The organism is Psychrobacter sp. CX16 (assembly GCF_057396245.1).
The window spans coordinates 1-26,190 of the sequence record NZ_JBXYJF010000025.1 but is presented as its reverse complement, the minus strand read 5'-3'; the positions used below and the strand labels follow the sequence as shown (position 1 = coordinate 26,190).

22 protein-coding genes, 1 rRNA gene and 1 riboswitch are annotated in these 26,190 nt (G+C 42.3%); of the genes, 17 read left to right on the top strand and 6 right to left on the bottom strand.

Annotated features, from left to right (window positions below; genetic code table 11):
• Nucleotides 1-30: 30 nt before the first annotated feature.
• Both thiC and AC2SLM_RS09720 read right to left on the bottom strand, forming a co-directional pair.
• Complete coding sequence (gene thiC, locus AC2SLM_RS09725; protein WP_486553526.1) at nt 31-2,031, bottom strand: phosphomethylpyrimidine synthase ThiC; 2,001 nt, start codon at nt 2,029-2,031, stop codon at nt 31-33.
• Nucleotides 2,032-2,321: 290 nt separating this feature from the next.
• A riboswitch (TPP riboswitch) is annotated at nt 2,322-2,455 on the bottom strand.
• Nucleotides 2,456-2,603: 148 nt separating this feature from the next.
• Nucleotides 2,604-2,966, bottom strand: a complete 363-nt coding sequence (locus tag AC2SLM_RS09720) for a septal ring lytic transglycosylase RlpA family protein (RefSeq protein WP_486543829.1) — start codon at nt 2,964-2,966, stop codon at nt 2,604-2,606.
• Between the two features lie 465 nt (nt 2,967-3,431).
• Between AC2SLM_RS09720 and pstS the strand changes: the two genes are divergently transcribed.
• The 5 genes from pstS to phoU all read left to right on the top strand — a co-directional run bounded on the left by pstS (nt 3,432) and on the right by phoU (nt 8,623).
• The gene (gene pstS, locus AC2SLM_RS09715) at nt 3,432-4,601 is read left to right on the top strand and encodes a phosphate ABC transporter substrate-binding protein PstS (RefSeq protein ID WP_486543828.1); all 1,170 of its coding nucleotides are present in this window, start codon (nt 3,432-3,434) and stop codon (nt 4,599-4,601) included.
• Between the two features lie 138 nt (nt 4,602-4,739).
• Entirely contained in the window at nt 4,740-5,690 is a 951-nt protein-coding gene (gene pstC / locus AC2SLM_RS09710) for a phosphate ABC transporter permease subunit PstC (RefSeq protein WP_486553524.1), read from the top strand.
• Nucleotides 5,691-5,761: 71 nt separating this feature from the next.
• Nucleotides 5,762-6,655, top strand: a complete 894-nt coding sequence (gene pstA / locus AC2SLM_RS09705) for a phosphate ABC transporter permease PstA (RefSeq protein WP_486553568.1) — start codon at nt 5,762-5,764, stop codon at nt 6,653-6,655.
• A gap of 49 nt (nt 6,656-6,704) precedes the next feature.
• On the top strand, nt 6,705-7,631 hold the full coding sequence (gene pstB, locus AC2SLM_RS09700) for a phosphate ABC transporter ATP-binding protein PstB (RefSeq protein ID WP_486553567.1): 927 nt from the start codon (nt 6,705-6,707) through the stop codon (nt 7,629-7,631).
• Nucleotides 7,632-7,849: 218 nt separating this feature from the next.
• Entirely contained in the window at nt 7,850-8,623 is a 774-nt protein-coding gene (gene phoU, locus AC2SLM_RS09695) for a phosphate signaling complex protein PhoU (protein WP_486553522.1), read from the top strand.
• 103 nt (nt 8,624-8,726) lie between these two features.
• On the opposite strand, the gene AC2SLM_RS09690 is transcribed toward phoU, so the two are convergent.
• Both AC2SLM_RS09690 and argH read right to left on the bottom strand, forming a co-directional pair.
• Nucleotides 8,727-9,026, bottom strand: coding sequence for an oxidative damage protection protein (locus tag AC2SLM_RS09690; RefSeq protein WP_486553520.1), 300 nt, complete (start codon nt 9,024-9,026; stop codon nt 8,727-8,729).
• 26 nt (nt 9,027-9,052) lie between these two features.
• Nucleotides 9,053-10,438 (bottom strand): argininosuccinate lyase, encoded by a 1,386-nt coding sequence (argH, locus tag AC2SLM_RS09685; RefSeq protein ID WP_486553565.1) that lies wholly within the window; start codon nt 10,436-10,438, stop codon nt 9,053-9,055.
• A gap of 95 nt (nt 10,439-10,533) precedes the next feature.
• On the opposite strand from argH, the gene AC2SLM_RS09680 reads away from it, so the two are divergent.
• The 6 genes from AC2SLM_RS09680 to AC2SLM_RS09655 all read left to right on the top strand — a co-directional run bounded on the left by AC2SLM_RS09680 (nt 10,534) and on the right by AC2SLM_RS09655 (nt 15,839).
• Nucleotides 10,534-11,694, top strand: a complete 1,161-nt coding sequence (locus AC2SLM_RS09680; RefSeq protein ID WP_486553519.1) for a sensor histidine kinase — start codon at nt 10,534-10,536, stop codon at nt 11,692-11,694.
• 129 nt (nt 11,695-11,823) lie between these two features.
• Complete coding sequence (locus AC2SLM_RS09675) at nt 11,824-12,564, top strand: LytR/AlgR family response regulator transcription factor (RefSeq protein WP_486553518.1); 741 nt, start codon at nt 11,824-11,826, stop codon at nt 12,562-12,564.
• A gap of 129 nt (nt 12,565-12,693) precedes the next feature.
• Nucleotides 12,694-13,710, top strand: a complete 1,017-nt coding sequence (gene hemC, locus AC2SLM_RS09670; protein ID WP_486543821.1) for a hydroxymethylbilane synthase — start codon at nt 12,694-12,696, stop codon at nt 13,708-13,710.
• Between the two features lie 64 nt (nt 13,711-13,774).
• A complete protein-coding gene (locus AC2SLM_RS09665) occupies nt 13,775-14,596 on the top strand; it encodes a uroporphyrinogen-III synthase (RefSeq protein ID WP_486553516.1) in 822 nt (273 codons plus the stop codon).
• Between the two features lie 20 nt (nt 14,597-14,616).
• Nucleotides 14,617-15,099 carry an acyl-CoA thioesterase gene (locus AC2SLM_RS09660; RefSeq protein WP_486543819.1) on the top strand — a complete coding sequence of 161 codons (483 nt, stop codon included), beginning with the start codon at nt 14,617-14,619 and terminating at the stop codon, nt 15,097-15,099.
• Nucleotides 15,099-15,839 (top strand): hypothetical protein, encoded by a 741-nt coding sequence (locus AC2SLM_RS09655; protein WP_486543818.1) that lies wholly within the window; start codon nt 15,099-15,101, stop codon nt 15,837-15,839. The genes AC2SLM_RS09660 and AC2SLM_RS09655 overlap by 1 nt, the downstream gene beginning before the upstream one ends.
• Before the next feature lie 35 nt (nt 15,840-15,874).
• Here the strand turns inward: AC2SLM_RS09655 and upp are convergent, their stop codons facing one another.
• Nucleotides 15,875-16,510 carry a uracil phosphoribosyltransferase gene (gene upp / locus AC2SLM_RS09650; protein WP_486543817.1) on the bottom strand — a complete coding sequence of 212 codons (636 nt, stop codon included), beginning with the start codon at nt 16,508-16,510 and terminating at the stop codon, nt 15,875-15,877.
• 311 nt (nt 16,511-16,821) lie between these two features.
• Here upp and AC2SLM_RS09645 point away from each other — a divergent pair, with 311 nt between their 5' ends.
• The 5 genes from AC2SLM_RS09645 to AC2SLM_RS09625 all read left to right on the top strand — a co-directional run bounded on the left by AC2SLM_RS09645 (nt 16,822) and on the right by AC2SLM_RS09625 (nt 23,146).
• On the top strand, nt 16,822-17,454 hold the full coding sequence (locus AC2SLM_RS09645) for a DNA glycosylase (protein ID WP_486553563.1): 633 nt from the start codon (nt 16,822-16,824) through the stop codon (nt 17,452-17,454).
• A 471-nt stretch (nt 17,455-17,925) separates the two neighbouring features.
• On the top strand, nt 17,926-19,536 hold the full coding sequence (locus AC2SLM_RS09640) for a glycosyltransferase family 2 protein (protein ID WP_486553515.1): 1,611 nt from the start codon (nt 17,926-17,928) through the stop codon (nt 19,534-19,536).
• Nucleotides 19,537-19,627: 91 nt separating this feature from the next.
• The gene (locus AC2SLM_RS09635) at nt 19,628-20,839 is read left to right on the top strand and encodes a glycosyltransferase (RefSeq protein WP_486553513.1); all 1,212 of its coding nucleotides are present in this window, start codon (nt 19,628-19,630) and stop codon (nt 20,837-20,839) included.
• Nucleotides 20,836-22,005: a hypothetical protein gene (locus AC2SLM_RS09630; RefSeq protein ID WP_486553512.1), complete on the top strand. Its 1,170-nt coding sequence runs from the start codon at nt 20,836-20,838 to the stop codon at nt 22,003-22,005. Before AC2SLM_RS09635 ends, AC2SLM_RS09630 begins: the two co-directional genes overlap by 4 nt.
• Nucleotides 22,006-22,072: 67 nt before the next feature.
• Nucleotides 22,073-23,146, top strand: a complete 1,074-nt coding sequence (locus AC2SLM_RS09625) for a glycosyltransferase family 2 protein (protein WP_486553511.1) — start codon at nt 22,073-22,075, stop codon at nt 23,144-23,146.
• Between the two features lie 22 nt (nt 23,147-23,168).
• On the opposite strand, the gene AC2SLM_RS09620 is transcribed toward AC2SLM_RS09625, so the two are convergent.
• Nucleotides 23,169-23,987, bottom strand: coding sequence for a hypothetical protein (locus AC2SLM_RS09620; RefSeq protein WP_486553509.1), 819 nt, complete (start codon nt 23,985-23,987; stop codon nt 23,169-23,171).
• Between the two features lie 614 nt (nt 23,988-24,601).
• Between AC2SLM_RS09620 and AC2SLM_RS09615 the strand changes: the two genes are divergently transcribed.
• A 16S ribosomal RNA gene (locus AC2SLM_RS09615) occupies nt 24,602-26,138 on the top strand.
• Nucleotides 26,139-26,190 lie beyond the last annotated feature (52 nt).

Genomic DNA, 26,190 nt, shown 5'->3' with positions numbered 1-26,190 from the left:
CACTAAAGATCTAGATCATAGACCTTTTTATTAAACCTCTTTATACAGCTGACGTCCTTCTGCATTATACTTTTCACTCATCTGCTCCATGCCTTTTTGTACTTCCTCAAAGCTGGCTTCACCGACTTGACCAACAAGCTCAGTATCCACTTCTTTGATTAGATGTACATCATCAGACAGCTCGCCACTACTTGGGGTTACCTCGCTACCGGTAGGCAGGCCTGCTGCATATTCGCGCACATTTTGAGTGATCTTCATTGAGCAGAATTTAGGCCCACACATAGAGCAGAAGTGGGCAGACTTGTGCGCATCTTTCGGCAGCGTCTCATCATGATATTCACGTGCGGTATCTGGGTCTAAGGCTAGGTTAAACTGATCATCCCAGCGGAATTCAAAGCGAGCTTTAGATAGGGCATTATCTCGGGCTTGAGCGCCAGGGTGACCTTTGGCAAGGTCAGCAGCATGGGCAGCTATCTTATAAGTGATAATGCCATCTTTTACGTCTTTTTTATTCGGTAAGCCCAAATGCTCTTTTGGGGTCACATAACATAGCATCGCCGTACCATACCAGCCAATCATAGCCGCACCGATAGCACTGGTAATATGATCGTAACCTGGAGCGATATCTGTGGTTAATGGGCCAAGGGTATAAAAAGGCGCTTCATGACACATCTCAAGTTGAAGATCCATGTTCTCTTTAATACGGTTCATGGCAACATGACCTGGACCTTCAATCATAACTTGTACATCATGTTTCCAAGCCACTTGAGTCAGCTCGCCTAAAGTACGCAGTTCACCAAATTGAGCTTCATCGTTGGCATCTTGCAAACAGCCCGGACGCAAACCATCGCCTAAACTAAAGGCCACGTCATACTGCTTCATGATTTCGCAGATTTCTTCAAAGTGGGTATATAAAAAGCTTTCTTTATGATGCGCTAAACACCACTGGGCCATGATAGAGCCGCCACGAGAGACGATACCGGTCAGACGTTTAGCAGTTAATGGCACATAGCGCAGTAGTACGCCGGCATGAATAGTAAAGTAGTCCACGCCTTGTTCGGCTTGTTCAATTAAGGTATCGCGAAATATCTCCCAAGTTAGGTCTTCTGCTACGCCATCGACTTTTTCTAGCGCTTGATAGATAGGCACGGTACCGATTGGCACTGGCGAGTTACGGATAATCCATTCACGGGTTTCATGGATATTCTTACCAGTTGATAAGTCCATGATGGTGTCCGCACCCCAACGGGTAGCCCACGTCATCTTCGACACTTCTTCATCAATGCTTGAGCCCAGCGCTGAATTACCGATATTGGCGTTAATTTTCACTAGGAAATTACGACCGATAATCATTGGCTCAGATTCAGGGTGGTTGATGTTGTTTGGGATAATGGCTCGGCCGGCGGCTACTTCATCACGCACAAATTCAGGGGTGATAATTTTTGGGGTATTGGCACCGAAGCTTTCGCCAGCATGTTGACGCATATCGGTCCGTTCATGCTGCTTTTGAGTTTCGCGAATGGCGATGTATTCCATTTCAGGAGTAATAATACCTTGGCGTGCATAATGCATTTGGGTAACGTTGTTACCTGCTTTGGCACGACGTGGCTTGTCGATATGAGCAAAGCGAATATTAGCAGTTTTGATGTCACGCGCACGCTCATTACCGTAGTTGCTTGATAGGCCGTCTAGAATTTCAGTATCACCACGTTCTTCAATCCACTTTTCACGCAGTTTTGGCAAGCCTTTAGTCAAATCGATATTAACATTGGGGTCGGTATACACGCCCGAGGTGTCATAGACATAAAAAGGCGGGTTCTTTTCGCCATTTTCGAGACCAAAACCGCCAGTTGGGGTATCGGTTAGAGTAATTTCACGCATCGGCACTTGGATATCAGGACGTGAGCCTTCGATATATACTTTGCGTGAGGCGGGCAGGCTACGCGTTAAGTCGCGGGCTTCTTCGTCAAAGCGCTCGTCTTTGGCGTTGCGGTGAGCGGGGGTTTTGATGCTATTTTCTGCATTACTCATGGGAATTTCCTTATTTTTTGCTAATGGCAATTGCCATGTTGGCTTCTAGAATAAAAGGCTAAAAAACCGGAGGTAAAAATAAAGACTCGGTAAGTGCAGATTTTGTCGTTTTGACAGTACCCTATTTGTTTATAAATAAACCCTGTATCAGCAGACGGTAGCTTGAGATGTCTCTTTAAATATTATGCGCTTATATATTGATAAATAAGCATGCTAATTTTAAAGGATTAACATAAGCGTGAGTCTGGCTCTAAAGAGTCATGATAATGAACAGGTCTTTATAAAGGATAGGGGAGTTGCAATGACTTTCCTACGGCGGTATTAACCGCATCAGGTTCAACGGGTGATGTCTCAGCAAACGCTTTGTCCAATAATAGCAACTAAACTATTAGCGAACAGATGGCCTGCACCCCGAGTCTTAATGATTTTGATAATACAGATATCTTATCAAACTTTGAGTCCAATAACAGTCTTCAATTGCATTTAAATCTTATATGCCATTTCCTTTATAACACAAAAAAAGCCAATGGATTAATCCATTGGCTTTTTGCACATAATAATGTCAGTAAGGCTTACTGTTTACGGTACTTGCCGTCGCCTCTACTCAGTACTTCGACGTCCACTTTACATAAGTTGCAGTTTAGCGACTGGTTTGCTTTTTTAGATAAATCAATAATACGACCTGGGGTGAATGGACCACGGTCAGTAATTTTAACCACAACCGATTTGTTGTTCTTAAGATTGGTTACTTTTACTTTAGAACCGAAAGGCAGTGATTTATGAGCGGCTGTCATGGCGTACATATTATAAATGGCGCCTGATGCCGTTCTTTTACCATGGAACCCTGGACCATACCACGAGGCGAGGCCAGCGTTGGCAGGTACTGTTAATAACATAGTTAACAGCAGAGCAAATGGCATAAAAAGTTTTTTCATAGGTTGTACCTGTTTTTTCATTAATGGTTGGGACACATTGTTACAATAGAATCTTGGCGTTACCGTTAATCTTAGGCTGTTAGTCCTAAGTATTACTCTATTAAGAGCCCTGACGGGTAGCAAAATTAAATTGTCTGCACCAAAACATTGAATGCGTAGTGTACAGGACTACGGTTTAGTTTACCTTGCTAATAGGTAAAGTCAATGTAAAGAATACTTAATGGTGAGATAGATAGCTCTGTGGGAGTCGTGTTAAAGCATACGCAATGTAAGTTTTTAAAAAGATTGCTTTCTAAAAGTTACTATTTTTTACAATAAATAATTATTTCATCAAACTGTCATACTTAGAGGGCAAAATGTGCTCAATCCGATAGAGGAGCTGATAAAAGGATTCATCATTATGTGGCAACTCTATTTTTACCTACCTATATAAAAATATTTATCAATGACTCTTTAGGAGAGAATATGCGTTATTCACTATTAGCCGTAGCAGTAGCAAGTGTTTTAAGTTTAGCCGCTTGTGACAAGAAAACGGACGACACCGCTACAAATGGTGAGACAGCCACCACTACTGAAGGCACAACCGCTTCTGAATCAACCAATTCAACTGCTGGTAGTGCTGATAGCTACACAGACATTGAAGGCGTTGAAATGAACATCAGTGGTGCCGGTGCATCTTTCCCAGCACCTATCTATCAAAAATGGTCTGCTGACTTCCAAAACGCTACCAAAGGTCAAGTCAACTATAACTCTATCGGTTCTTCAGGTGGCGTTAAGCAGATTAAAGCAAACACAGTTGATTTCGGTGCATCAGATAAGCCGCTTAAGCCAGAAGAGCTAGCAGAAGCCGGTCTTATCCAGTTCCCAACCGTTATCGGCGGCGTTGTACCTATCGTTAATATCGAAGGTATTGAGCCTGGTGAATTGGTATTAAGCGGCGAAGTATTGGCTGATATCTACCTAGGTAAAATCACTAAGTGGAACGATCCAGCAATCACTGCATTAAACGAAGGCGTTGAGCTTCCTGATGCCAATATCACTACGGTTCACCGTTCTGACGGTTCTGGTACTACGTTTAACTTCACTTATTATCTAAATGAAGTATCAAGCGACTGGGCTAACATCGGCGTTGATAAAAGCGTTGAATGGCCAACTGACCAAACCGGTACTGGCGTTGGTGGTAAAGGTAACGAAGGCGTTGCTGGTATGGTAACTCAAGCACCTAACTCAATCGGTTATGTTGAGTATGCTTACGCTAAGCAGAACAACATGTCTCATACCGCTATGATTAACGCTGCGGGTAACAAAGTTGAGCCATCTGCTGAATCATTCGCCGCCTCTGGTAACGTTGATTGGTCAAAAGCGGAAGGCTTCTACAAAGTTATCGCAAACTCAGATACTGCCGATGCATGGCCTATCGCTGCAGCAACCTTCATCTTAGTACACAAACAGCCTAAGAACCCTGAAAAAGTTGCTGGTGTATTGAACTTCTTTAACTGGGCATATAACGAAGGTGATCAAGCGGCATTAGACCTTGATTATGTTCCATTCCCAGACGAAGCCGTTGCTCTATTCAAAGAAGAGTGGAAGCAAGTAGTTGGTGCTGACGGTCAGCCAGTATATACCCCTAAATAACAGTCATTAACTTGTCACTGTTAATGAACGTTAAAACAATTGGCAAGTAAATGACAATTCATTTACTTGCCTTTTACTAATTATATTTCGATTTATAAATTTTAAGAAAGTTAAATTTCTACTCATGTTGGGGTTACCATGTCTGACTTACAGGCTCAGCTAGCAAAGCAGCGAAGAAACGACGTCATATTTGTCAATATGACCAAGTTCTTTGCTTTATTAGTATTGGTTTCTTTAGGCGGAATCATGCTGTCGCTAATTATCGGAGCATGGCCAAGCATTAAAGAATTTGGTTTTGGTTTTTATACCAGTTCAAATTGGAGTACCGTTAATGATGAATACGGTGCTTTAGCCCCGATTTACGGTACCATTGTGACGTCTATTATCGCTATTTTGATTGCCGTTCCGGTTAGTTTTGGTATTGCAATCTTCTTAACAGAGCTTTGCCCTAAGACGTTACGTCGTCCACTGGGTATGGCCATTGAATTATTAGCGGGTATTCCGTCTATTATTTATGGCATGTGGGGCTTTTTTATATTAGCGCCTTTATTTGCCAAATATGTCCAACCTTTCATTATTGATAACTTTGGTCCAATACCGATTATCGGTAGCTTTTTTGGCGGGCCGCCGCTGGGGATCGGTGTTTTCACTGCCTCGTTAATCTTAGCCATTATGATCATTCCTTTTATTGCTGCCACCATGCGAGATGTGTTCTCGGTGGTTCCAGAGTTATTAAAAGAATCGGCTTATGGCGCAGGGGCGACTACTTGGGAAGTCATGTATAAGATTATCCTACCTTATACCAAAGCGGGTGTTGTTGGTGGTGTGATTCTTGGTCTTGGCCGTGCACTGGGTGAAACCATGGCGGTAACTTTCTTAGTCGGTAACACTTATAACATTAATTCAAATTTATTCGGCTCAGGTGTGACTATTACCTCGTCAATTGCCAATGAATTTGCGGAAGCCTCTAGTGAAATGCACGTCGCCACCTTATTACATCTAGGCTTAATTCTATTTGTTATAACTTTTGTTGTTTTATCCATATCTAAAATCATGTTGTCACGTATTGATAAGAGAGCTGGTAACTAATTTTAGGCAGCTATTTTTAGACGACTTAATCATAGATATGTAAGGTATTTGGCAGGAAAAATATTATGACAATGAATTCAAGTGTAACATCAGCCTCTAGTAGCCCAAGCAGTTTTGAGCAGCGCATGAATAAGTCGCTGTACTCAAAGCGTAAGTTTTATAACGTACTGGGTCTTATCTTTGCCGTATTGGCTATGAGTTTTGGTTTGATTTGGCTGGGCTGGATCTTATTTGATCTACTGCGTAAAGGGATGGAGGCGATGCTTACCATGCCTATCTTTACCGTGGATACGCCGCCGCCTAATACCATGGGTGGTTTGCGAAATGCGATTGTGGGTTCGATCATGATTGCAGGTACCGGACTTTTCATCGGCGCACCTATTGGCCTAATGGCAGGTGTGTATCTTGCAGAGTTCTCTCAAGGCTCATGGCTTGGTAAAGCAACACGTTTCTTAAATGACATTTTGTTATCAGCGCCCTCTATTGTTATTGGTCTATTCGTGTTTACCTTAATGGTAAATAACCGTAGCTTCTCAGGTTGGGCAGGCGCTATTGCACTGGCACTGATTATTATCCCAGTTGTGGTACGTAGCACCGAAACCATGTTGAACTTAGTACCTAACCAATTGCGCGAAGCCTCTTATGCGCTAGGCGCACCGAAGTGGAAAGTAGTGACTTCAGTAACAATGAGTGCCGCAAAATCAGGTTTGATTACCGGTGTTCTTTTAGGCTTTGCCCGTATTACCGGTGAGACCGCACCATTACTATTTACGGCACTAAATAACCGATTCTTTAGTTGGGACATGGGCAGTGCTATGGCCAACTTACCCATGACCATTTACCAATTTGCTGCAGCACCAGATGACACACAGAATATGATTGCATGGGGTGGTGCTTTGTTAGTTACCTTCTCTGTATTAGGCCTTAACATCCTTGCTCGTATTGTTGGCCGCGAGAAAAATTAAGCTGATTAAATAAACAAGCACACACAACCGTTACTCATTTTTAAGTGATATAGAAGGTATGATTATGTCAGATACAGTAGAGAAAAAAGCAGTCGTTAACACCACAAACAACAGTGGTGAAAGTATGTTAGAGCAGCCAATTCAGACGGGTAATCAACAAGAGCAGCCAGATACGGCCTCTTTTACCAAACAAACCGTTGCTGATTTGCCAGACAATATGCCAAATCCAAAAATGAAAATCCGTGATTTGGACTTTTATTACGGTGATTTTAAGGCCCTAAAGCAAATCAACATCGACATTCCTGAAAAGAATGTGACGGCATTTATCGGCCCATCCGGCTGTGGTAAATCTACGCTGCTACGTACCTTTAACCGAATGTATGATTTGTACCCAGGCATGCGTGCTGACGGTAAAATCATTCTTGACGGCAAAAATATCTTAGATAAAGATGTTGATGTGAACTTACTACGTGCCCGCGTCGGTATGGTATTCCAGAAGCCAACGCCATTCCCAATGTCTATTTATGACAACGTGGCATTTGGTGTGCGCTTGTATGAAAAGCTAAGCAAAGCCGATCTGGATGAGCGCGTTGAGTGGGCGCTTAAAAAGTCAGCATTATGGCCAGAAGTAAAAGATAAGCTAAAAGCATCCGGTCTGTCTTTATCAGGTGGTCAGCAGCAGCGTCTATGTATCGCTCGCGGTGTAGCAACTAAGCCTGAAGTATTGTTATTAGATGAGCCAACGTCAGCACTTGACCCAATTTCAACTGGTGCGATTGAAGATCTTATCGAAGATTTAAAACACGACTATACCATTGCTATCGTAACCCATAACATGCAACAAGCGGCTCGTGTTTCTGACTATACCTGTTATATGTACCTAGGTGATATGGTTGAGATGGGTGAGACCAATCAAGTCTTCACTAACCCAGCACAAAAAGCGACTGAAGACTATATTACAGGTCGTTATGGCTAACGCTAAACGATTCTTTATAAAAATAAGCATTGTTAGTTGATGTTTATCTAATATAAAGTGTAAGTGTTACGCTAAGTTATACCGACTCAATTTTAGATAGCCAAGCCAAATAGCGACAAATCCTGAGCACAACTTAAAGGTATTGTCTGTTATTTGGCTTGTTTGTTCATGGACATGTTGTGTACGGAAACATTTCACAAAAAGAGTAGGATATCCTTATGCCCACATCTGAAAAACATCTGTCTAAAAGCTTTGATCAAGATTTAAGACAAAGTGTTGAGCTATTTATGGAGATGGGACGGTTAGTAGCAGAACAAGTGACCTTAGCCACGCACTCACTGGTTGATGGTAATTCTGAAACCGCCATAAAAGTTATCGAAGATGATACTAACGTCAACCAGATGGAGATTAAGGTCGATGAACAGATTATTTTGCTGGTCGCCAAGCGTCAATTAGCAGCCAATGACCTACGTCTCGTCATGGCATTAAGTAAAGGCGTGGTTGACTTAGAACGAGTGGGTGATGAAGCCAGTAAAATTGCCCGTATGGCCGTTCAGCTAGCAAAAGAGGGCGAGTCACCAAGAGGCTATTCCGAAGTTCAGCATTTATCCAATCAAGTTCGACTAATGCTACTCGATTCACTTGATGCCTTTGCCCGTATGGATCCTGAGCAAGCCCTTACCGTATTACAAAGTGATGATGTGGTGAATGCTGAATATCAAACAGCGACACGATCTTTAATGACTTATATTATGGAAGACAGCCGTCATGTGTCTAAAGTCATTAATATTTTGTGGGTACTGCGTGCGTTAGAGCGTGTCGGTGATCATGCGCGTAATATTGCTGAATTGGTTATTTATTGCACCAGTGGTAAAGATGTGCGACATACTGACTTTGTGACCGTAGAACAAGCGGTTCAAGAGGCGTCTAATCATATAGCTGCACGTAATAATAACAATAACGGTAACGGTAACGGTAACGGTAATTTATAACAGATCCGTTAATTACTGACCTAAAAAGGAGCAACCCTAGGGCTGCTCCTTTTTTATTGCTTCAAACTTTTACGTATTCACTCAAGTGGTTTAGTGAAGCGTTTTACTTGCTGTCAGTTTCAGGCGTATATCCTGAAGGACGCTCGTAGTCTTCATTATCGAAGAATTTCTCACGTTGCTCATTAATGAACTTTTTGGCATCAGGATTAATCATGCTTAAATGGTTTTCATTAATCAGCATGGTCTGTAATTCTAGCCACTCATCCCATGCTTTTTTAGATACGCTATTTTGAAGCTCCTCACCTTTTTTGTTAGGAAAAGGTGGCTTTGGCATTTTTGGTAAATCTTGTTTATATTTGCGGCAAAATACGGTATTCGCTTTTGGATCAAAAGTAGCTGTCATTATTTTATCCTATTAATATCAGTGGTTTATTGAGTGTCGATATTGTATTTAGCCAAGCGTTCACGACCACGAGCCACCGCTTTAATAACTTGATTCGGCGCAGTACCGCCTAAATGGTCACGAGCAGCAAGCGAGCCTTCTAAGGTGAGATAGTCAAACACATCCTCACCAATAGCATCACTAAACTGCTGCAATTGTCCAAGCTCAAGCTCGCTTAAATCGACGCCTTCTCCAATGGCTAAGGCAACGGCATTGCCGACGACTTCGTGCGCATCACGGAATGCTACGCCGCGGCGTACTAAGTAATCTGCCAAGTCAGTTGCAGTGGCGTAGCCTTTCATCGTTGCAGCACGCATATTTTCTTTGTTAGGTACTATATTAGGCAGCATATCCACAAATGCAAGTAACGAGCCGGTTAGAGTATCAACGCAGTCGAATAAAGGCTCTTTGTCTTCTTGGTTGTCTTTGTTGTACGCCAATGGTTGGTTTTTCATCAAGGTTAATAAGGTAGTCAGCTGACCGAATACACGTGCTGCTTTACCACGTACCAATTCTGGTACATCTGGGTTTTTCTTCTGCGGCATAATCGATGAGCCGGTACAGAAGCGGTCAGGAATTTGCACAAAGCCAAACTGTGCAGACATCCATAAGATAATCTCTTCACTCATACGTGATAAATGCATCATTAAGATAGACGCCGCTGCGGTAAACTCAATCGCAAAGTCTCTATCAGAAACAGCATCCAATGAGTTTTCACAAATACCTTCAAAACCTAATAGCTCAGCAGTAATTGTGCGGTCGATAGGAAAGGTGGTACCGGCAAGTGCGGCACTGCCCAATGGCATTTGATTAATACGGCGACGCGCATCAATTAGACGATCAGTATCACGGTTTAACATCTCAAACCAAGCCATCACGTGATGGCCAAAGCTCACAGGCTGTGCGGTTTGCAGATGGGTAAAGCCTGGCATGATGGTATTAGTGTGTTTCTCTGCCAGACCCAATAGACCAGCTTGCAATTTCATCAATAGCACAACAATGTTGTCTACTTCTTCACGTAGCCAAAGACGAATGTCAGTGGCAACCTGATCGTTACGGCTACGACCAGTGTGCAGTTTTTTACCAACTGTGCCAATGATGTCTGTCAAACGCGATTCGACATTCATATGTACATCTTCAAGGGCGATAGACCAGTTAAACTCACCAGCATCAATCTCTTGCTGAACTTGATGTAGCCCATTAATAATGGTGTCTACTTCTTCTTGAGTTAAGATGTCACACTTGCCAAGCATGGTGGCATGGGCGATAGAGCCTTGAATGTCATGTCTGGCAAAACGTTGGTCAAAGCCAACCGATGCGGTAAATGCGGCAACAAAACTGTCTGTGGCCTCGCTAAAGCGACCCCCCCACATTTGTTGGCCTTGTCCTTTACCGGCTGTGTTAGAATCAGGGGGAGAGGCGTTGGCAGCAGTTGACGTTTGAGTCGATGATGTAAGGGTATTATTTGGTGAGTCGTTGGTGGCAGTCATATCAGTCTAAATCCAGTAAAAAGCACAGAGTCCCCAGTATAGCAAAGGACGAGTCGACCTTGCTAGCTGAGCGCTTGGAGTTTTTTGTACCCGTGTTTTCTCGCTCATTTTCATTATTAGAGGGACTTGCCTATATTGCGGTCTGGGCATTATTCATTACCGGACTTCAGTTAGAGGGGTTTAATGGTTGGCAAGACGCTGTCAACTATTATGTGCTCAGCTTTATTGTCCTATTTATTACTATTTTTACCATTGTCTTTTTAATAGAAATACAACGCCCATCTCTCAAAGATGCTCAAGTGATGACAGTGTGTACTAAAATGCTGCTGACGGGGGTATTGGTCGCTATATTTGCAGCCTTTAGTGTCTTATATCTGGTTGGTTATTTTGGTATTACTGATATAACTCTTGAACGTATTGTCAGGGTGACGGCGCTGCATGCGGTGAATACTGGCGGATTTATGTTGGTGATGATGATTTACTATCTACGTCGTCACCGTGATTTAATAAACCTGCAGAAGTCCTTTGAATATAGATTGGCCACCCAAAACGAATATATTAAGGCGCGATTAGAGCCACACTTCTTATTTAATACTATTAATACCCTTATTTCACTCATCGAGGTGGATGACAAAAAGCAAGATGCCACGGATATGCTGCAGCATTTGTCCTATTTATTTCGGATGAGCTTTAACGAGCCTGATGAGGTGAATTTTGAAGATGAGATTGAACTATGCGAGCATTACCTTGCTATTGAGCATTACCGCTTGCAGGATAGGCTGGTAGTCACTTGGAATCTGCCTGATGCTGATTTGATTTATGATATGAGTATCCCCTCTTTTAGTATTCAGCAGGTATTAGAAAAAACGATATTATATGTTGCAGGACTAAGCACAGACGTGGTATTTATAACCATAACTGTACAATGGCAGAATAATACAGTCTATGTTATCGTGACCTCGAATATTCCAGAGGGTAGTGATATCAATAAATACGACTTAAACCGATATCTTGATTTTAGTGTGCAGGAGAATTACCTGCGTAAGAATTTTGGTGACAGTGCAAAAATAATCATGTCAGCAGAGAATAAACAGATTATCACTCGAATCGATTATCCTTTACATGATGCTCAGTTTTAAAATCAGTTAGGGTAGAAAGTAAGTAGAATAATGTGAATGTGAGAGTGATGGATAATTATTAGAGTCATTGAAGAGATAGCGGCAACAAGGAAGAGAGTCACACGCTTTAAACAGTCTTAGGATAAGTGAATGAAAATAGTCGTTTGTGATGACGAGAATTTAGCCAGAGCACTTTTGGTACGGATTATCGAGCAGTCAGGGCATACTGTGGTGGCACAAGCAAAGTCAGGGCGCGAAGCTTTAAAGGCGGTTGCAGAATATCACCCCGATGTTTTGTTACTCGACATACGTATGCCTGAGATGGACGGTATTGAGTGCGCTACTGAGCTAAATAAAATGGCGCACCCGCCAGCGATTATTTTTGTGACTGCTTTTGATGAGTACGCCATTACTGCGTTTCAGACCAATGCAATTGCGTATTTGCTCAAACCGGCTAAAAAACAAGATTTGCTTAATGCATTGGATCAAGCCAGTCATTTGAATGCGGCTCAAATGAATGAGCTTGCCAAGTTAAATAATAATATTGAAGAGACGACAGAGCGCAATTCTATTTCTGCACGTACTCATAAAGGCATTGAAATTATCCAATTAGAAGATATCTATTATTTTACTGCCGATCAAAAGTACGTCAAAGTACGTCATAAAAAAGGCGTGGTTTTGATTGATGACACTCTAAAAGAGATTGAGCAGGAATTTGATGGCAAATTATTCCGAATTCACCGTAACGCACTGATTAATGTAGATTATTTGAAGTATTTAGAGATGGTAGATGCCGGTCAGTATCAGGTAGGCTTTCAGGAGATAGAGGATACATTGGCTGTCAGTCGCCGTCATGTTCCTACACTACGCGAGCGTATGAAGAATAACTAAATACGCCTGTTTTTTAAAGTATTGCCAACATAACCACACTGCAACACCCCTGTGTTTATGATTAAATAGGGGTGTTTTTTAACGTATTTTAATACACCACACATTGACCACATTGATAAAAAGATATTTATGACCACATCAGCGAATAACACAACCGTAGACATTGCATTAGATACTTTGAATATTGCCACGCGCAAAAGCCCATTGGCAATGTGGCAAGCTGAGCATATTAAGCAGCGATTAGAGTCTTTATATCCCAATTTAACGGTGAACTTAGTGACCATGGTAACTAAGGGCGACAAGATTTTGGATACACCTTTGGCCAAAATTGGCGGTAAAGGGCTGTTCGTCAAAGAGCTTGAGCAAGCACTTTATGACAAACGCGCAGATATTGCGGTTCACTCGCTAAAAGATGTGCCGATGGAATTGCCTGAGGGGCTCATATTAGGGACCTACTGCAAACGTGAAACCCCAACCGATGCCTTTGTGTCTAATAACTACAGCAAATTAGATGACCTACCTCAAGGTGCGGTCGTGGGTACTGCCAGTTTACGCCGTCAATGTCAGATCAAAGCTTATCGCCCTGATTTGGTTATTAAGTCGTTACGCGGTAATGTGCAGACCCGTTTGGGTAAACTAGACGCTGGCGAGTATGATGCGATTATTTTAGCGACCAGTGGTCTGAAACGAGTTGAGCTAAGCGACCGTATCCGTGAAGAAATTGATATTGACATCAGCCTGCCAGCAGTAGGGCAAGGGGCACTTGCTATCGAATGTCGTAGTGATGATGAGGCAGTGCTCAATTTGCTTAAGCCATTAAATGATGGTCAGGCGCGTATCCGTCTTATCGCAGAGCGCGCTTTAAATCGCCGTTTAGAAGGTGGTTGTCAGGTACCGATTGCAGCGTTTGCAGTTATTGAAAAAGAGGAAGCCAATTCGCATAACAAAACCTTATGGCTGCGTGGCCGTGTCGGCTCAGAAGATGGAACGACATTGCTAAAAGCGGATAAGCGTATCGCAATGACAGGCAACCAAGCAGACCGTGAAGCACAAGCCGAGCAATTGGGTATTGATGTTGCCGAACAGCTACTAAGTTCAGGTGCAGACAGTATCCTAGCGGCCATATATTCTGATAATAAGAGTTAATAACTTTCTATTTATTTTATAAGCTCTCTTATTAACCTAAACCCTGACGCGCGTAACGATTGTCATGATATTTATTAATACTCGTCCTGCTAACCGTGCCAAACTGTTAAGCAATGCTTTGCAGGATAGAGGGTTGACGGTGCTAGAGCTGCCGCTACTGACATTAACGCCCATCAATATCAGTGAGTGCGAGTGTCAGTATCAACAAGACTTTTATCAGAAGCCTAACGCCTACCATGCATTAGTAGTGGTGAGTCCTACCGCAGCACGCATGGGTTTGGCAGCTTGTCCCGATGGATTTGTGCCAAGCTGCGCGGTTATTGCCGTGGGTCATACCACCGCTGAAGTACTGCGGCAGGCCGGTTGGCCGGTGCAATGCCCAGATGAATACAGTAATGAGGGCATGATGCGAATGGCGGAGCTGTCTTCTTTACAAGCCGGAGATAAGGTGCTGATTTGGCGAGGACGTGGCGGTAGACGGCTACTCGTTAATCATTTACAAGATAAAGAGATAGTGGTCGATGCCATTGCTTGGTATCAGCGTCATATCCCCGTCGATGCCGAGCAAAATTTTAAGGCCATGCAGCAACAGTTAGATAGTCTAAAGCAAGCGGATATTGATACTAATAAAGAGCCTAAAGATAGCCAATTATCACATCAAAAGCCGATTGCACTGGTCAGCAGTGGTGAGGCATTTACCAATTGGCGTTTATTGCTAGACAGTAAAGACGCAACACTGAAATTGATAGACTTCAGCTATCTAACCTTTGGAAAGCGCCTGACTCAGACCTTGCAAGATCTGCAGTTGTCTTGTGCGCGTATTGAACACTTGGATGTGAATGAGGTTTGGCGTGGTATTGAGCGTTTAAGTCGATATCCTGAATAATAATTAATAAGAGATAAACTATGAGCAGCAGTCAGCAGACTATTAAAGTATCAGAAACATTTGAGAAGCCCGAAGCTTTAACTAAATTTGCTAGTGTCTACGCGCAGCCTGTCGTTTGGAACGATATGGATGCCTTTAATCATGTTAATAATGTGGTCTATTATCGTTATGCAGAGTCAGCGCGGATTAATTATCTGTCTGATGTTAATTGTTTTAATGATGAAGTGACCACAGTGTTGGCAGAGTCTAGCTGCCAATATTTGAAGCCGGTGGTTTATCCAGATACACTATTGATTGGCGTACGCACAAAAAAACTGGGCAATACCAGCATCGTGATGGAGTATTGCTATTTTAGTACCGCGCAGCAAGCTGTGGTGGCAACCGGTAGCTCCGCCTTAGTCAGACTCAATAAAGAGGGCAATGCTAAAGTCGCTTGGACAGACACAGAGCGCAGCATCATCTTATCGTTTGAGCTGCGTGTCGGTCATACCCCGCAAACTTAATGTTCTCCTTATTATTCAAAAAGGCCCCTGCTGCCGGTGAATTAACGCCTTTATTACCGAGTCTTGATAGCACGCTGTATCCATTGTTATGGCAGGGTCACCATTATGATTCTGCTTACGAGTTGCTGTTATCGGTTATTCAACAGGGTTATCAAGAGGATGCCGAGCTGCAAAAGCAGTTTAGTCAGTTGCTGCAACAAGAGCCGATGTATCAAGATTGGATTAACTTTACGGTCTTTGGTGGCTATGTTCAGCGCAGTTTTAGAGCGTTTTATAGTCAAAACGAAGATATCTTTAACGCCGATATGCCTGACTTATTAAGGCACGAGCTGATGCGGCATACTCAGCGCCTGCCAGCCGGTCAAGTTGTATTGGTTGGCGGAAAACTTCCAAGTATCGTTAGGCAAGAGAAGTTATTAATTAGCACTCTCAATCCGTTTAAGGCATTGAATGATGCTGTGCGCCATTCTCATATTAATAATAATCAGCGAAAGCCTTCTACGTCTAAATCAACTGTTAATACAAATCCTGTGATTGTTTTAAATATCATTACCGCAGCCTCAGAATACGTCAAAGCCTTTGCAGTAAAGCACAATAAGCGTACCAGTGATGGTCTGCGTAATGAAGTGATGATTCTAGATTTCAATCAGTTAATTCTGACCAAAGAAGAGTCACATACAAATAAAAATAATGCCCAACTTGATAGTCAATATCTGATTAGGCATTATACGATGCGTTAAAGCGAATAGAGCGAACCTAGAGTTTAGGTTTGCTTTTATTTAGTACCAAAGATTTTGTCACCAGCATCGCCAAGACCGGGGATAATATAGCCATCGTCATTTAGATGACTGTCCAACGAGGCGGTATAAATCTTAACATCTGGATGATGCTCATTAATCAAACGCACGCCCTCAGGTGCAGCAACCAAGACTAGCGCTTTAATTGAACAGCAGCCTTTCTTCTTTAGCATCTCAATGGTTGCTAACATTGAGCCGCCAGTCGCTAACATAGGGTCAATGATTAGAGCAGGGCGCTTATCAACATCAGCAACCAACTTTTCGAAAAAAGGTACGGGCTGTAGCGTCTCTTCATCACGCTGTAAGCCAACCATTGAGATTTTAGCAGTTGGAATCAAATCTAAAACCCCATCTAACATACCCAATCCAGCGCGTAGAATAGGTACGACGGTCACCGTTTTACCTATAATCTGCTCACCTTTAATTTCACTACCATCCCAGCCTTCCATCGGAAACTCTTCAATTTCAAAGTCACGACACGCCTCATAAGCCATTAATCGAGCAAGCTCACTGGTCAAAGTACGAAATTTATAAGTACTGCATTTTTGTCGTATTAAGCTTAGCTTATGACGGACTAGGGGATGGTCGATGATTTCTATGTTCAGATTGTTCATAAAACCTCTGTTAAGCGTCTGGGGGATGCGGGCGAATAGAATGAAGTTACAGTATTATAAAGAGATATTTGCTGACCCTGATGTTATTTTGAATAGCGCTTGAGTCTATCTATAGTGTACATAAAATAGCGCAATAAAATAGGGTGTATCAACGAATACGCCCTAATATATGTGCCAAAAAATTACCAAAACAATTATACCAATAAAACAAAAGCAACTGACAAACCTGCCAGTTTAGATAGGCTAGATATCATATGAATAGTTTTAATCTTATATAAAGCTATACCCGCTAATAATAATGAGGAGAATGAATCATTAATAACGATAACACTAATAGCAACTTACCTGTAGAAAGTCACCCTTTCGAGCCGGTGCTACCTGAAAATGCGACTGTCATGATGATGGGAACCCTGCCGCCCACGCCAGATAAATGGGGGATGTCTTTTCATTACCCGAACTTTAATAATGATATGTGGCGTATTTATGGGCGTGTATTCTTTAATAATGCCGATTATTTCCGTAATGGAACAGAAAAAGGTTTTGACCCTGAGCGTATCAATGCTTTTTTATATGATCGAGGTATCGCCTCTTGCCCGACGGTTAAAAAGGCCATACGAGAGCAGGGTAATGCTGCGGATCGCTTTTTGACTATTGTCGAAACGGTAGATTTACATGAGATATTGTCGCAGCTGCCACAGCTTAAGACCATTTTTACCACCGGTGGTAAAGCGACTGAGATATTGATGCAATTGTTAGAAGAAGAGCAAGGCGCGCCCATTCCTAAATCAAAAATGCCCAAGACCAATCAGCAGATAGATTACCTTTATGCAGGCCGAGACTTAACCTTATATCGACTACCCTCTACGTCTCGAGCTTATCCTTTGTCATTAGATAAGAAAGTGGCCGCTTATCGAGACTTCTTTGAGCAGGTAGGGAAAGTCTAGTTCTCTTCAAATTGGGTTAGAGATTATCTGGCTATTATTCCGATTTTCCAGCGTATTTATTCTTAATCCTATCAGACTGTCAATACGGCCTTAACCTTGTGCTATATATTAGTGAAAAGGCTAAGGTCGTTGATGCTATTTTTATATTTTTCTAGTTTAATTTGCACTATTGACCTAGATTTAATACATCTATCTGTCACATAGATAAGCTATATCTATTATATAAAGTTACAGTTTATGCATTTGGTTACACAGCTAGTCTTTCATTTACAGATAGGTCAAAGGATAGGACAAAAAAAGCACATAATCCACTCGTCTATTAGTGGTCTAATGGGGTTACTGCTTTGATTTAGTTAATAAAAATTTTAACAGTGTATTTAATAAGAAAGCTGATAAGACGTATGCTTTCTGCTTTAATTATTTCTAATTAATCCTATTTGAGGTGTTGCCATTAATATAAGCTTTCAACTGATGACTCGTGCTGAGCCACCTGCTGTCGTGCAGCAAACGATTGAGGCATTGTTGGTGGTTAAATCTCATGCTGATGAGATACTCATTATCGATAATAACCATACCAATGAAGCTCTTTATAAGCCTTTAGAGCAGTACTGTAATAGTTTGCCTAAGTCACTAAAAGTACGCTTTCATCATATTGATGACGTTGTAGGCTATAAGGCTGGCGCCTTAAATCTAGCATTGCAGATGATGGATAAGGCGTGTGATTACATTGTTGTCGTTGACAGTGATTATCAGCTTCTTCCTTGGGCACGTGAGAGAATTAAGCAAGCAGTTAAGCGCTTTCCTGATCATGCGCTGCTACAGTTTCCTCAATATTATCGGGATAGAGGTAGAGCGGATATACATGCCGAGCTCAATCATTATTTTAGCTATCATTTAAATAAACCCAATAATCGGCAGCGGGCATTATCGACGGGTACCTGTGCCGTTATTAAAAAAGATGCGTTAGTAAGAGTGGGAGGGTGGTGTAGTGACTCGATAACAGAAGATGCGCAGATGGGTGTGTTACTGCATCTTAATGGGGAACGCACTCAGTATGTTAATGAGGTGATTGCTACAGGCATGTTGCCTCTGAATATAGTTGATCTCATAGCACAGCGCCGACGCTGGGTATATGGCAACGTGCAAGTGCTACGAAATTACGGCAAGATTCTACGCAGATCTAAGCAATTAGGGCTATCGAATATCGCAGAGACAGACAATAAAATGGAGCTTGAGGCTAATTCATCTAATAAGATACAGGATAAGCACCCTGTAAATAAGCGTCTTCCCTTTAGATTCTCGCAGGCTCTTGACTTTAAGAGTGTTCGTTATCTTCGGGCACATGTCTCTCAATTGAATGCTTGGATAAATTTAACAGGCGTCTTTATACTGCTGCAAGCATTGGGTATTAGCGGTCTGATTGTTAATAACTACGTTGACCAAGAGTCTTTATTATCTATCTCATTAACAGCGCTGCAATTTAGTTTTGCAGGATACGCTGTTTTTATTAGTCGTAGATTATGGGCGTATTTAAGTGACTCAAAACCGCTAACCGTGCCAGATCCAATTCAGACAGATATTTCAGCATCTTCTTCTATTAAGACTAATCCCTTTAAATCTTTGATGACTAAGCTAAGAGGAACAAAGGCTGATAGAAAAACCCTTACTTATAAAACCTCTATTATTCATAGATTACGTGCTTGGGTTGTGCACCTAAATTTTTGGGAAATTGGCGCCTTGTCATGGCTTCCTGTGTTGTGGGGACAGCAAAAGCCGTTTATATGTACGCCAAAGGTCAATACCCATCCACAAAAAACATTGAAAAATCAGTGGCAAGCAGCAAGAGTGCTTCCTAAGCTTTTAACCGGCCTCAATATTGGGACAGTTGTCATGGTATGGCCGCATTCAAAAGCGTTGACGGTCTGTGCTTTATCAATAATAGGCTTAAAATTAGCCGCAGCTGCGGTGCTTATGTCTAATTATTCAGAGTCAAATGTTGGCTTCAGTCAACCTGCTAGTAACAGTCTAGAGAGGTTAAATAGCACAGAGTTCAGTGCCGATGTATTTAAAAGTATTGCCTAGCTTGAAAATATTTAACTGCTTTATATAACGTAAAAAGTCTCGAAATAACAATAATAAATCGTTTATAACGAATACAAATTAAGGACGCTCTATGTTTACAGAGGGAGTGAACCGGCCTCTTAAAATTGCCATTATCGCGCATTCTTTATATCCCATCGCTGAGCCTTATGCTGGCGGGTTGGAGTTGATTACTCATTTACTGTGTGATGAGCTGGTTAAGCGTGGGCATGAGGTAACCCTTTATGCGCACAAAGATAGTCAAACAGGTGCAATATTAAGACCACTGATGACACGTGAGGCATTCGATGAGCAAATATACCCCAATGAACACACTTCACTGGGTATGACGCGTGATGAGCTGTACCAGTATCACTTATACCAAGATGCCATGCGAGAGATTATTGAAGCGACCAATCGAGGTCAATTTGATATGGTCCACAACCACAGCTTACATTATGTACCGATGCTGGTTGGTCAAGCGCTTGGACCAAGATTGATAACCACCTTTCACACGCCTATTTTTCCACAGCTACGTTTGGCGTTACTGACGCTAAGTAAAGGTACAGACACCCAGTTCACGAGTGTCAGCAATTTTCAACAACACCTATTTGAGGAATTTGTTGCCTCTACCGTTGTCTATAATGGTGTCGATGTTCAATCATTTGTGTGCAATATCGATGAGGTTGAGGAAGAGTCTTATTTTTGGTTTGGCAGGATTTGTCCAGAAAAAGGCACCCACCTTGCGATGCAGTATTGCCTAAAAGCCAATAAAAAACTAACCATTGCAGGGCCCAAAAGCAATCTTGACTACTTTAATGAAAAAGTAGCTCCGATTTTAAAACAAGATAAGCCAGAAAATGGGGGTCAAGGCTTGTTTAATTATGTTGGGCATCTGACTAAGAATGAAATAAACGGCTATCTAACGCAGTCGACAGCCATGCTGTTTACCAGTACATGGGATGAACCTTATGGACTAACTCTGGCTGAAAGTCTGGCGGCCGGATGCCCTGTTATTGGTTTCGATGCTGGTGCCAGTAAGGATATTATTACAGCAGACAGCGGTATTATTGTACCGAAGCATAACGAGCAGAAATTTATCGCCGCTTTCAGTGATATTAAGAATATCTCACGACAAGCGTGCCGTGCTCGAGCAGAGGCGTTTTGCTCTGTACAGGCGATGGTAGATGGATACTTATCTTGTTATTTTAAGACGATTAATAACCTAGCAGAGAAAGGTTGTGATGGTGTATCAGCACAGCTAGCTGCTGGTTATCAATCTATAGATGAGACGTATAATCTATGAATATCGGGTATTATGCGCACCATCATGGTACAGGGCACTGCCGTCAAGCAGATAAATTAGCGGCTCAATTGCAGTTACTCGATAAGGCCTCATCAGACAATTTGACGGTATTTACCAGTTTGCCTGAAGATGATTATATCTTTCGACATGTAGACCTCAGAAATATCATACGCCTACCAGATGAACATGAAATGAATTCAGATGTTTTGCCGGGTAGAGCAGGTGTTTATTGGCAGCCTGATTGCTTGCACTACTCACCGGTTGGGAATAATAATATTCGGCAGCGCAGTCACATCTTACTGTCAGAAGTACAAAGCCGCAAAATCGACTTGATGATTGTTGATTTAAGTGTTGAAGTCGCTTTGTTATGCCGAACTGCCAGCATCCCTTATTTATATGTACGCCTGCCAGGTGAGCGCAATGATTCACCGCATCTAAATGCGTTTGCTGGTGCTATTGGATTGTTAGCGCCGTATCCAAAAGCAGTAGAATCTGCCAGTGTGCCGCAGTGGGTACGTGACAAAACCTTATATTTGGGTTTTGCAAATCAATCCCTTTCTAAGCAAAATCTTTCAAAAGAACAGTTTAAGGCAATGGTCGCTGATTTAGCCAATCAGCAAGAGAACCTGCTCGATCCAAGACGGCCGTCTACTATAGTAACGGTTATAAAAGGGTTCGGTGGGCATGAAACAGTGGATACTTTATTGCCCACGCTAAGAGAGTTACTACCTGATGCTTATATTATTTCGCTTGGTCCTATCACTACCGAAGCAAAATCGTCTGTTGATTTAGCGGCCCAAGTAGACAGTGTCACTCCTTTTTTACAGTATAGCGATTTATTGATGATGGCCTGTGGCCTCAATGCCGTGGGGGAGGTTTGCCAATACGATACGCCTTTGGTTGTTATTCCGGATGAACGTCCACATGATGAACAGCAGCAAATGGCGCAAGCACTCATCTCGTGTGGTCGAGCCATTGCATTCGAGCAGTTAGTTGATAGCAATATGGCAACCATTCCGAATACCAATCGCTCATTGCGGGACATGCTTTCTCAATCTGCGACAGCTGACTTTAGTCAAAGCCTCGTTAAACACAAAAGTGTTAAACACTGGTTTTATAAGTGGTTACTGCCGCAACTTAGTATCCAGCCCAAGCGTCAGAATTGAGTTTGGACTTTAAAAGCCAAGTCTAATCTCTAAGCAGCACCATCAAAATCAAGGAATATCCACAGTCATGCCTCTTGTCTCCCACGCTCGATCTGCAGATAACAATTCAGACAATATCTTACCTGTCAGTGTGATTACGACCTGCTATGGGCGTAATAATCATTTATATAATTTGCTGGCAAGCTTGCAATCAGGGGCTATGCAGCCTGCTGAGGTAATTATTGTTAATGATGATGCGGATAAAAATAGACTGAATACTTTTGATTTAAATATCATTCAAGTTCCTACCACAGCCAGTCAGACCATAGAAGACGACTCTGAAAACAAACTGTCAGCAGGGTTTGATATTGGTCGTAATCGTAATTTAGGTGCGAGGCGGGCAAGCTATGATATTCTTATTTTTTTAGATGTTGATTGTATCGCCTCAGCGGATTTTATTGCAGGAATAACGAACAAAATTAAGCAGTACCCACAAAGCCTAATCATGGGACAACCTCTTTATTTAACGCGTTCTTTGACGGAAGAAGAGACTCAACGATTAAGTTTTTATAGTGAAGCTGAAGATGAGAATAATAAAGAAAGTATATTGTCTACAAAGTGGTTAGATTCTTTGTCAGTGCCAAATCCTTATCGACATAATCTGGTATCAAAGGTATTAATTGAGGCTCAAACATCGAGTGGTTCTACAGACAAATATCTGATAGACAAAGACGATACTAAAATAGAGCAAACTGATGATTATGGCTCGTTTTGGAGTTTGTGTTTCGCAATTTATAAATCACAATTTGAGCATATAGGCGGATTTGATACCAGCTATGTAGGCTACGGTGCTGAGGATACAGATTTTGCCTTTACTGCTCGCAAGCTAGATATAGATTTCTACCTCACCAGTGATGTTGTTTATCATCAACAGCATTCGGTATATCGGCCACCGCTTAACCACTTAAACAGTATCGTTATTAATGCCAATCAGTTTTTTGATAAGTGGCAACATTGGCCGATGTCAGGTTGGCTAACCGAGTTTGTAGATATGGGACTGATTAAATGGGATAATAATCAAGCCAAGCCAATTGAAATATTAAGACAACCTACTTCGCAAGAAGTCGATAAGGCGCACTGTCCTGATGCGCCATTCGTATAAACTAAATATGATATCAATGAGGTTACGACTCAGTTGTTTTAATTCTTGTGACGTTATCAGGTAGATTAGACATTTCCTGTCTTTCAAAATCCCAGTTATGTCCATGCCAAAAATATTCTGTGCTCTTATTATGATTAAAGCCAAGTAACACAATCTCTAGTGGGTGTTGATACAGGTCTTTTAAATAAGCTTGCACTGCGAGCATTAATCGATACATTAAAAAACCTGATGAGGGGGCTGATGAATGAATGTTTTCATAAACAGGATAATCAGCGACCACTGGGTGCATATCGTTTAAGATTCTAGTGTAGTAGTCATCGCTTATTGCCTGACGTAACAAATTGCTAATTACGAGCGTCACACTGCCATCAATAGGATCGTCATCAGGATTAGGGTCATCTTCTACAGTAGGAAAGTGATAGCCCTCATTGCCAAAAAGAAAACCAACTTTACCATCTTTCAGTATTTGCTCGATAGCGGGTAGATTGTTGCGACGTGGTGGTAAGCCGAAATGTAGAAGACTGTCACCTATTTGCCTAAAAAATAATAATTTAAGCAATGGTTGAGCCAATGGGCTGCTCGTGAAGTAATCGGCTTGAATAAAATGATTGAACAACACCAGAATATCGTCTTGTTGTAAGGTGCTATCCAAAATTTCTGTGCTAATAGCAGGATTGTTGGCGATAAGAACGACTCTTTGGCTATCTAATAAGTGTTCAATGAAAAAACGGGGTAGGGTTAGATAAGCCTCTTGAAGGATATCCTTTTCAAAAAGGTCAGTCTGGTTAAGTATTTGAGAGTTAGAAGGTAACTCTGATTTAAGTTCTGTCTTATAGGTCATAAACGAAGCACTTTTATAGTGATATGGTGTCTGTATTATAAAGTTTAGTAGAGCAGAGGTAATTAACTAATATAAGGTTTGATGTAAACAAGAATTCAGTTATCAATCAAAAAAGACTTTAATCTTCACTAAAAATAAATACTTTTAAATCAAGGGTTGACACTAGAATTAAACCCTCTATAATACGCCCTCACTAAGACGGACAACAGCGAATTAATCGAGAGATTAGAAGCGAGTTCACTTAGAAAGAATTAAAATTAAGTGTTGACAACGATATCGAAATCTATATAATTGTCAGCCTGCTAAGCAACAACGTTATTAATAATAACTGAGTGTAGCAAAAGATTTAACTTAGGCTTGGACGACAAGCTAAGAAACTATTTAAAAGCTAAAATCAAAGAACAACTTGTGTGGATTTTTGCTGATTTAGGATGCTAAAAATTAAAGTTGGGGCTATCTCTTATCGGGGTAGTGACTAACTATAAAAATTATCATTCTTTAATTAGTAAAGAAACTCGAAGTTAATTCATTATATGAACATACGGAAAGCAAATTTGCTAGTAATAGGATGAGCCAAGTTTAGAAGTCTCTTTAAAGGACTTCATAGCAAGATTAAACTGAAGAGTTTGATCATGGCTCAGATTGAACGCTGGCGGCAGGCTTAACACATGCAAGTCGAGCGGAAACGATGATAGCTTGCTATCAGGCGTCGAGCGGCGGACGGGTGAGTAATACTTAGGAATCTGCCCAGTAGTGGGGGATAGCACGGGGAAACTCGTATTAATACCGCATACACCCTACGGGGAAAAGGGGGCGCTTGCGCTCTCGCTATTGGATGAGCCTAAGTCGGATTAGCTAGTTGGTGGGGTAAAGGCCTACCAAGGCGACGATCTGTAGCTGGTCTGAGAGGATGATCAGCCACACCGGAACTGAGACACGGTCCGGACTCCTACGGGAGGCAGCAGTGGGGAATATTGGACAATGGGGGCAACCCTGATCCAGCCATGCCGCGTGTGTGAAGAAGGCCTTTTGGTTGTAAAGCACTTTAAGCAGTGAAGAAGACCTTATGGTTAATACCCATAAGCGATGACATTAGCTGCAGAATAAGCACCGGCTAACTCTGTGCCAGCAGCCGCGGTAATACAGAGGGTGCAAGCGTTAATCGGAATTACTGGGCGTAAAGCGAGCGTAGGTGGCTTATTAAGTCAGATGTGAAATCCCCGGGCTTAACCTGGGAACTGCATCTGATACTGGTGAGCTAGAGTAGGTGAGAGGGAGGTAGAATTTCAGGTGTAGCGGTGAAATGCGTAGAGATCTGAAGGAATACCGATGGCGAAGGCAGCCTCCTGGCATCATACTGACACTGAGGTTCGAAAGCGTGGGTAGCAAACAGGATTAGATACCCTGGTAGTCCACGCCGTAAACGATGTCTACTAGTCGTTGGGGGACTTGATCCCTTAGTGACGCAGCTAACGCAATAAGTAGACCGCCTGGGGAGTACGGCCGCAAGGTTAAAACTCAAATGAATTGACGGGGGCCCGCACAAGCGGTGGAGCATGTGGTTTAATTCGATGCAACGCGAAGAACCTTACCTGGTCTTGACATATCTAGAATCCTGCAGAGATGCGGGAGTGCCTTCGGGAATTAGAATACAGGTGCTGCATGGCTGTCGTCAGCTCGTGTCGTGAGATGTTGGGTTAAGTCCCGCAACGAGCGCAACCCTTTTCCTTAGTTACCAGCGGTTCGGCCGGGGACTCTAAGGATACTGCCAGTGACAAACTGGAGGAAGGCGGGGACGACGTCAAGTCATCATGGCCCTTACGACCAGGGCTACACACGTGCTACAATGGTAGGTACAGAGGGCTGCTACACAGCGATGTGATGCGAATCTCAAAAAGCCTATCGTAGTCCAGATTGGAGTCTGCAACTCGACTCCATGAAGTCGGAATCGCTAGTAATCGCGGATCAGAATGCCGCGGTGAATACGTTCCCGGGCCTTGTACACACCGCCCGTCACACCATGGGAGTTGATTGCACCAGAAGTGGGTAGCCTAACCTTTTAGGATGGCGCTCACCACGGTGTGGTTGATGACTGGGGTGAAGTCGTAACAAGGTAGCCGTAGGGGAACCTGCGGCTGGATCACCTCCTTATTGACGCATCCGGTCAGCAAGAATTCACAACAAGTTGTTCTTTGGTTTTAGT

Excerpts from the sequence above, each read along its gene's own strand:
- thiC (WP_486553526.1), bottom strand. The coding sequence starts at position 2,031 with ATGAGTAATGCAGAAAATAGCATCAAAACCCCCGCTCACCGCAACGCC.
- AC2SLM_RS09720 (WP_486543829.1), bottom strand. The coding sequence starts at position 2,966 with ATGAAAAAACTTTTTATGCCATTTGCTCTGCTGTTAACTATGTTATTA.
- pstS (WP_486543828.1), top strand. The coding sequence starts at position 3,432 with ATGCGTTATTCACTATTAGCCGTAGCAGTAGCAAGTGTTTTAAGTTTA.
- pstC (WP_486553524.1), top strand. The coding sequence starts at position 4,740 with ATGTCTGACTTACAGGCTCAGCTAGCAAAGCAGCGAAGAAACGACGTC.
- pstA (WP_486553568.1), top strand. The coding sequence starts at position 5,762 with ATGAATTCAAGTGTAACATCAGCCTCTAGTAGCCCAAGCAGTTTTGAG.
- phoU (WP_486553522.1), top strand. The coding sequence starts at position 7,850 with ATGCCCACATCTGAAAAACATCTGTCTAAAAGCTTTGATCAAGATTTA.
- AC2SLM_RS09690 (WP_486553520.1), bottom strand. The coding sequence starts at position 9,026 with ATGACAGCTACTTTTGATCCAAAAGCGAATACCGTATTTTGCCGCAAA.
- argH (WP_486553565.1), bottom strand. The coding sequence starts at position 10,438 with ATGTGGGGGGGTCGCTTTAGCGAGGCCACAGACAGTTTTGTTGCCGCA.
- AC2SLM_RS09675 (WP_486553518.1), top strand. The coding sequence starts at position 11,824 with ATGAAAATAGTCGTTTGTGATGACGAGAATTTAGCCAGAGCACTTTTG.
- hemC (WP_486543821.1), top strand. The coding sequence starts at position 12,694 with ATGACCACATCAGCGAATAACACAACCGTAGACATTGCATTAGATACT.
- AC2SLM_RS09665 (WP_486553516.1), top strand. The coding sequence starts at position 13,775 with ATGATATTTATTAATACTCGTCCTGCTAACCGTGCCAAACTGTTAAGC.
- AC2SLM_RS09660 (WP_486543819.1), top strand. The coding sequence starts at position 14,617 with ATGAGCAGCAGTCAGCAGACTATTAAAGTATCAGAAACATTTGAGAAG.
- AC2SLM_RS09655 (WP_486543818.1), top strand. The coding sequence starts at position 15,099 with ATGTTCTCCTTATTATTCAAAAAGGCCCCTGCTGCCGGTGAATTAACG.
- upp (WP_486543817.1), bottom strand. The coding sequence starts at position 16,510 with ATGAACAATCTGAACATAGAAATCATCGACCATCCCCTAGTCCGTCAT.
- AC2SLM_RS09640 (WP_486553515.1), top strand. The coding sequence starts at position 17,926 with ATGACTCGTGCTGAGCCACCTGCTGTCGTGCAGCAAACGATTGAGGCA.
- AC2SLM_RS09635 (WP_486553513.1), top strand. The coding sequence starts at position 19,628 with ATGTTTACAGAGGGAGTGAACCGGCCTCTTAAAATTGCCATTATCGCG.
- AC2SLM_RS09630 (WP_486553512.1), top strand. The coding sequence starts at position 20,836 with ATGAATATCGGGTATTATGCGCACCATCATGGTACAGGGCACTGCCGT.
- AC2SLM_RS09625 (WP_486553511.1), top strand. The coding sequence starts at position 22,073 with ATGCCTCTTGTCTCCCACGCTCGATCTGCAGATAACAATTCAGACAAT.
- AC2SLM_RS09620 (WP_486553509.1), bottom strand. The coding sequence starts at position 23,987 with ATGACCTATAAGACAGAACTTAAATCAGAGTTACCTTCTAACTCTCAA.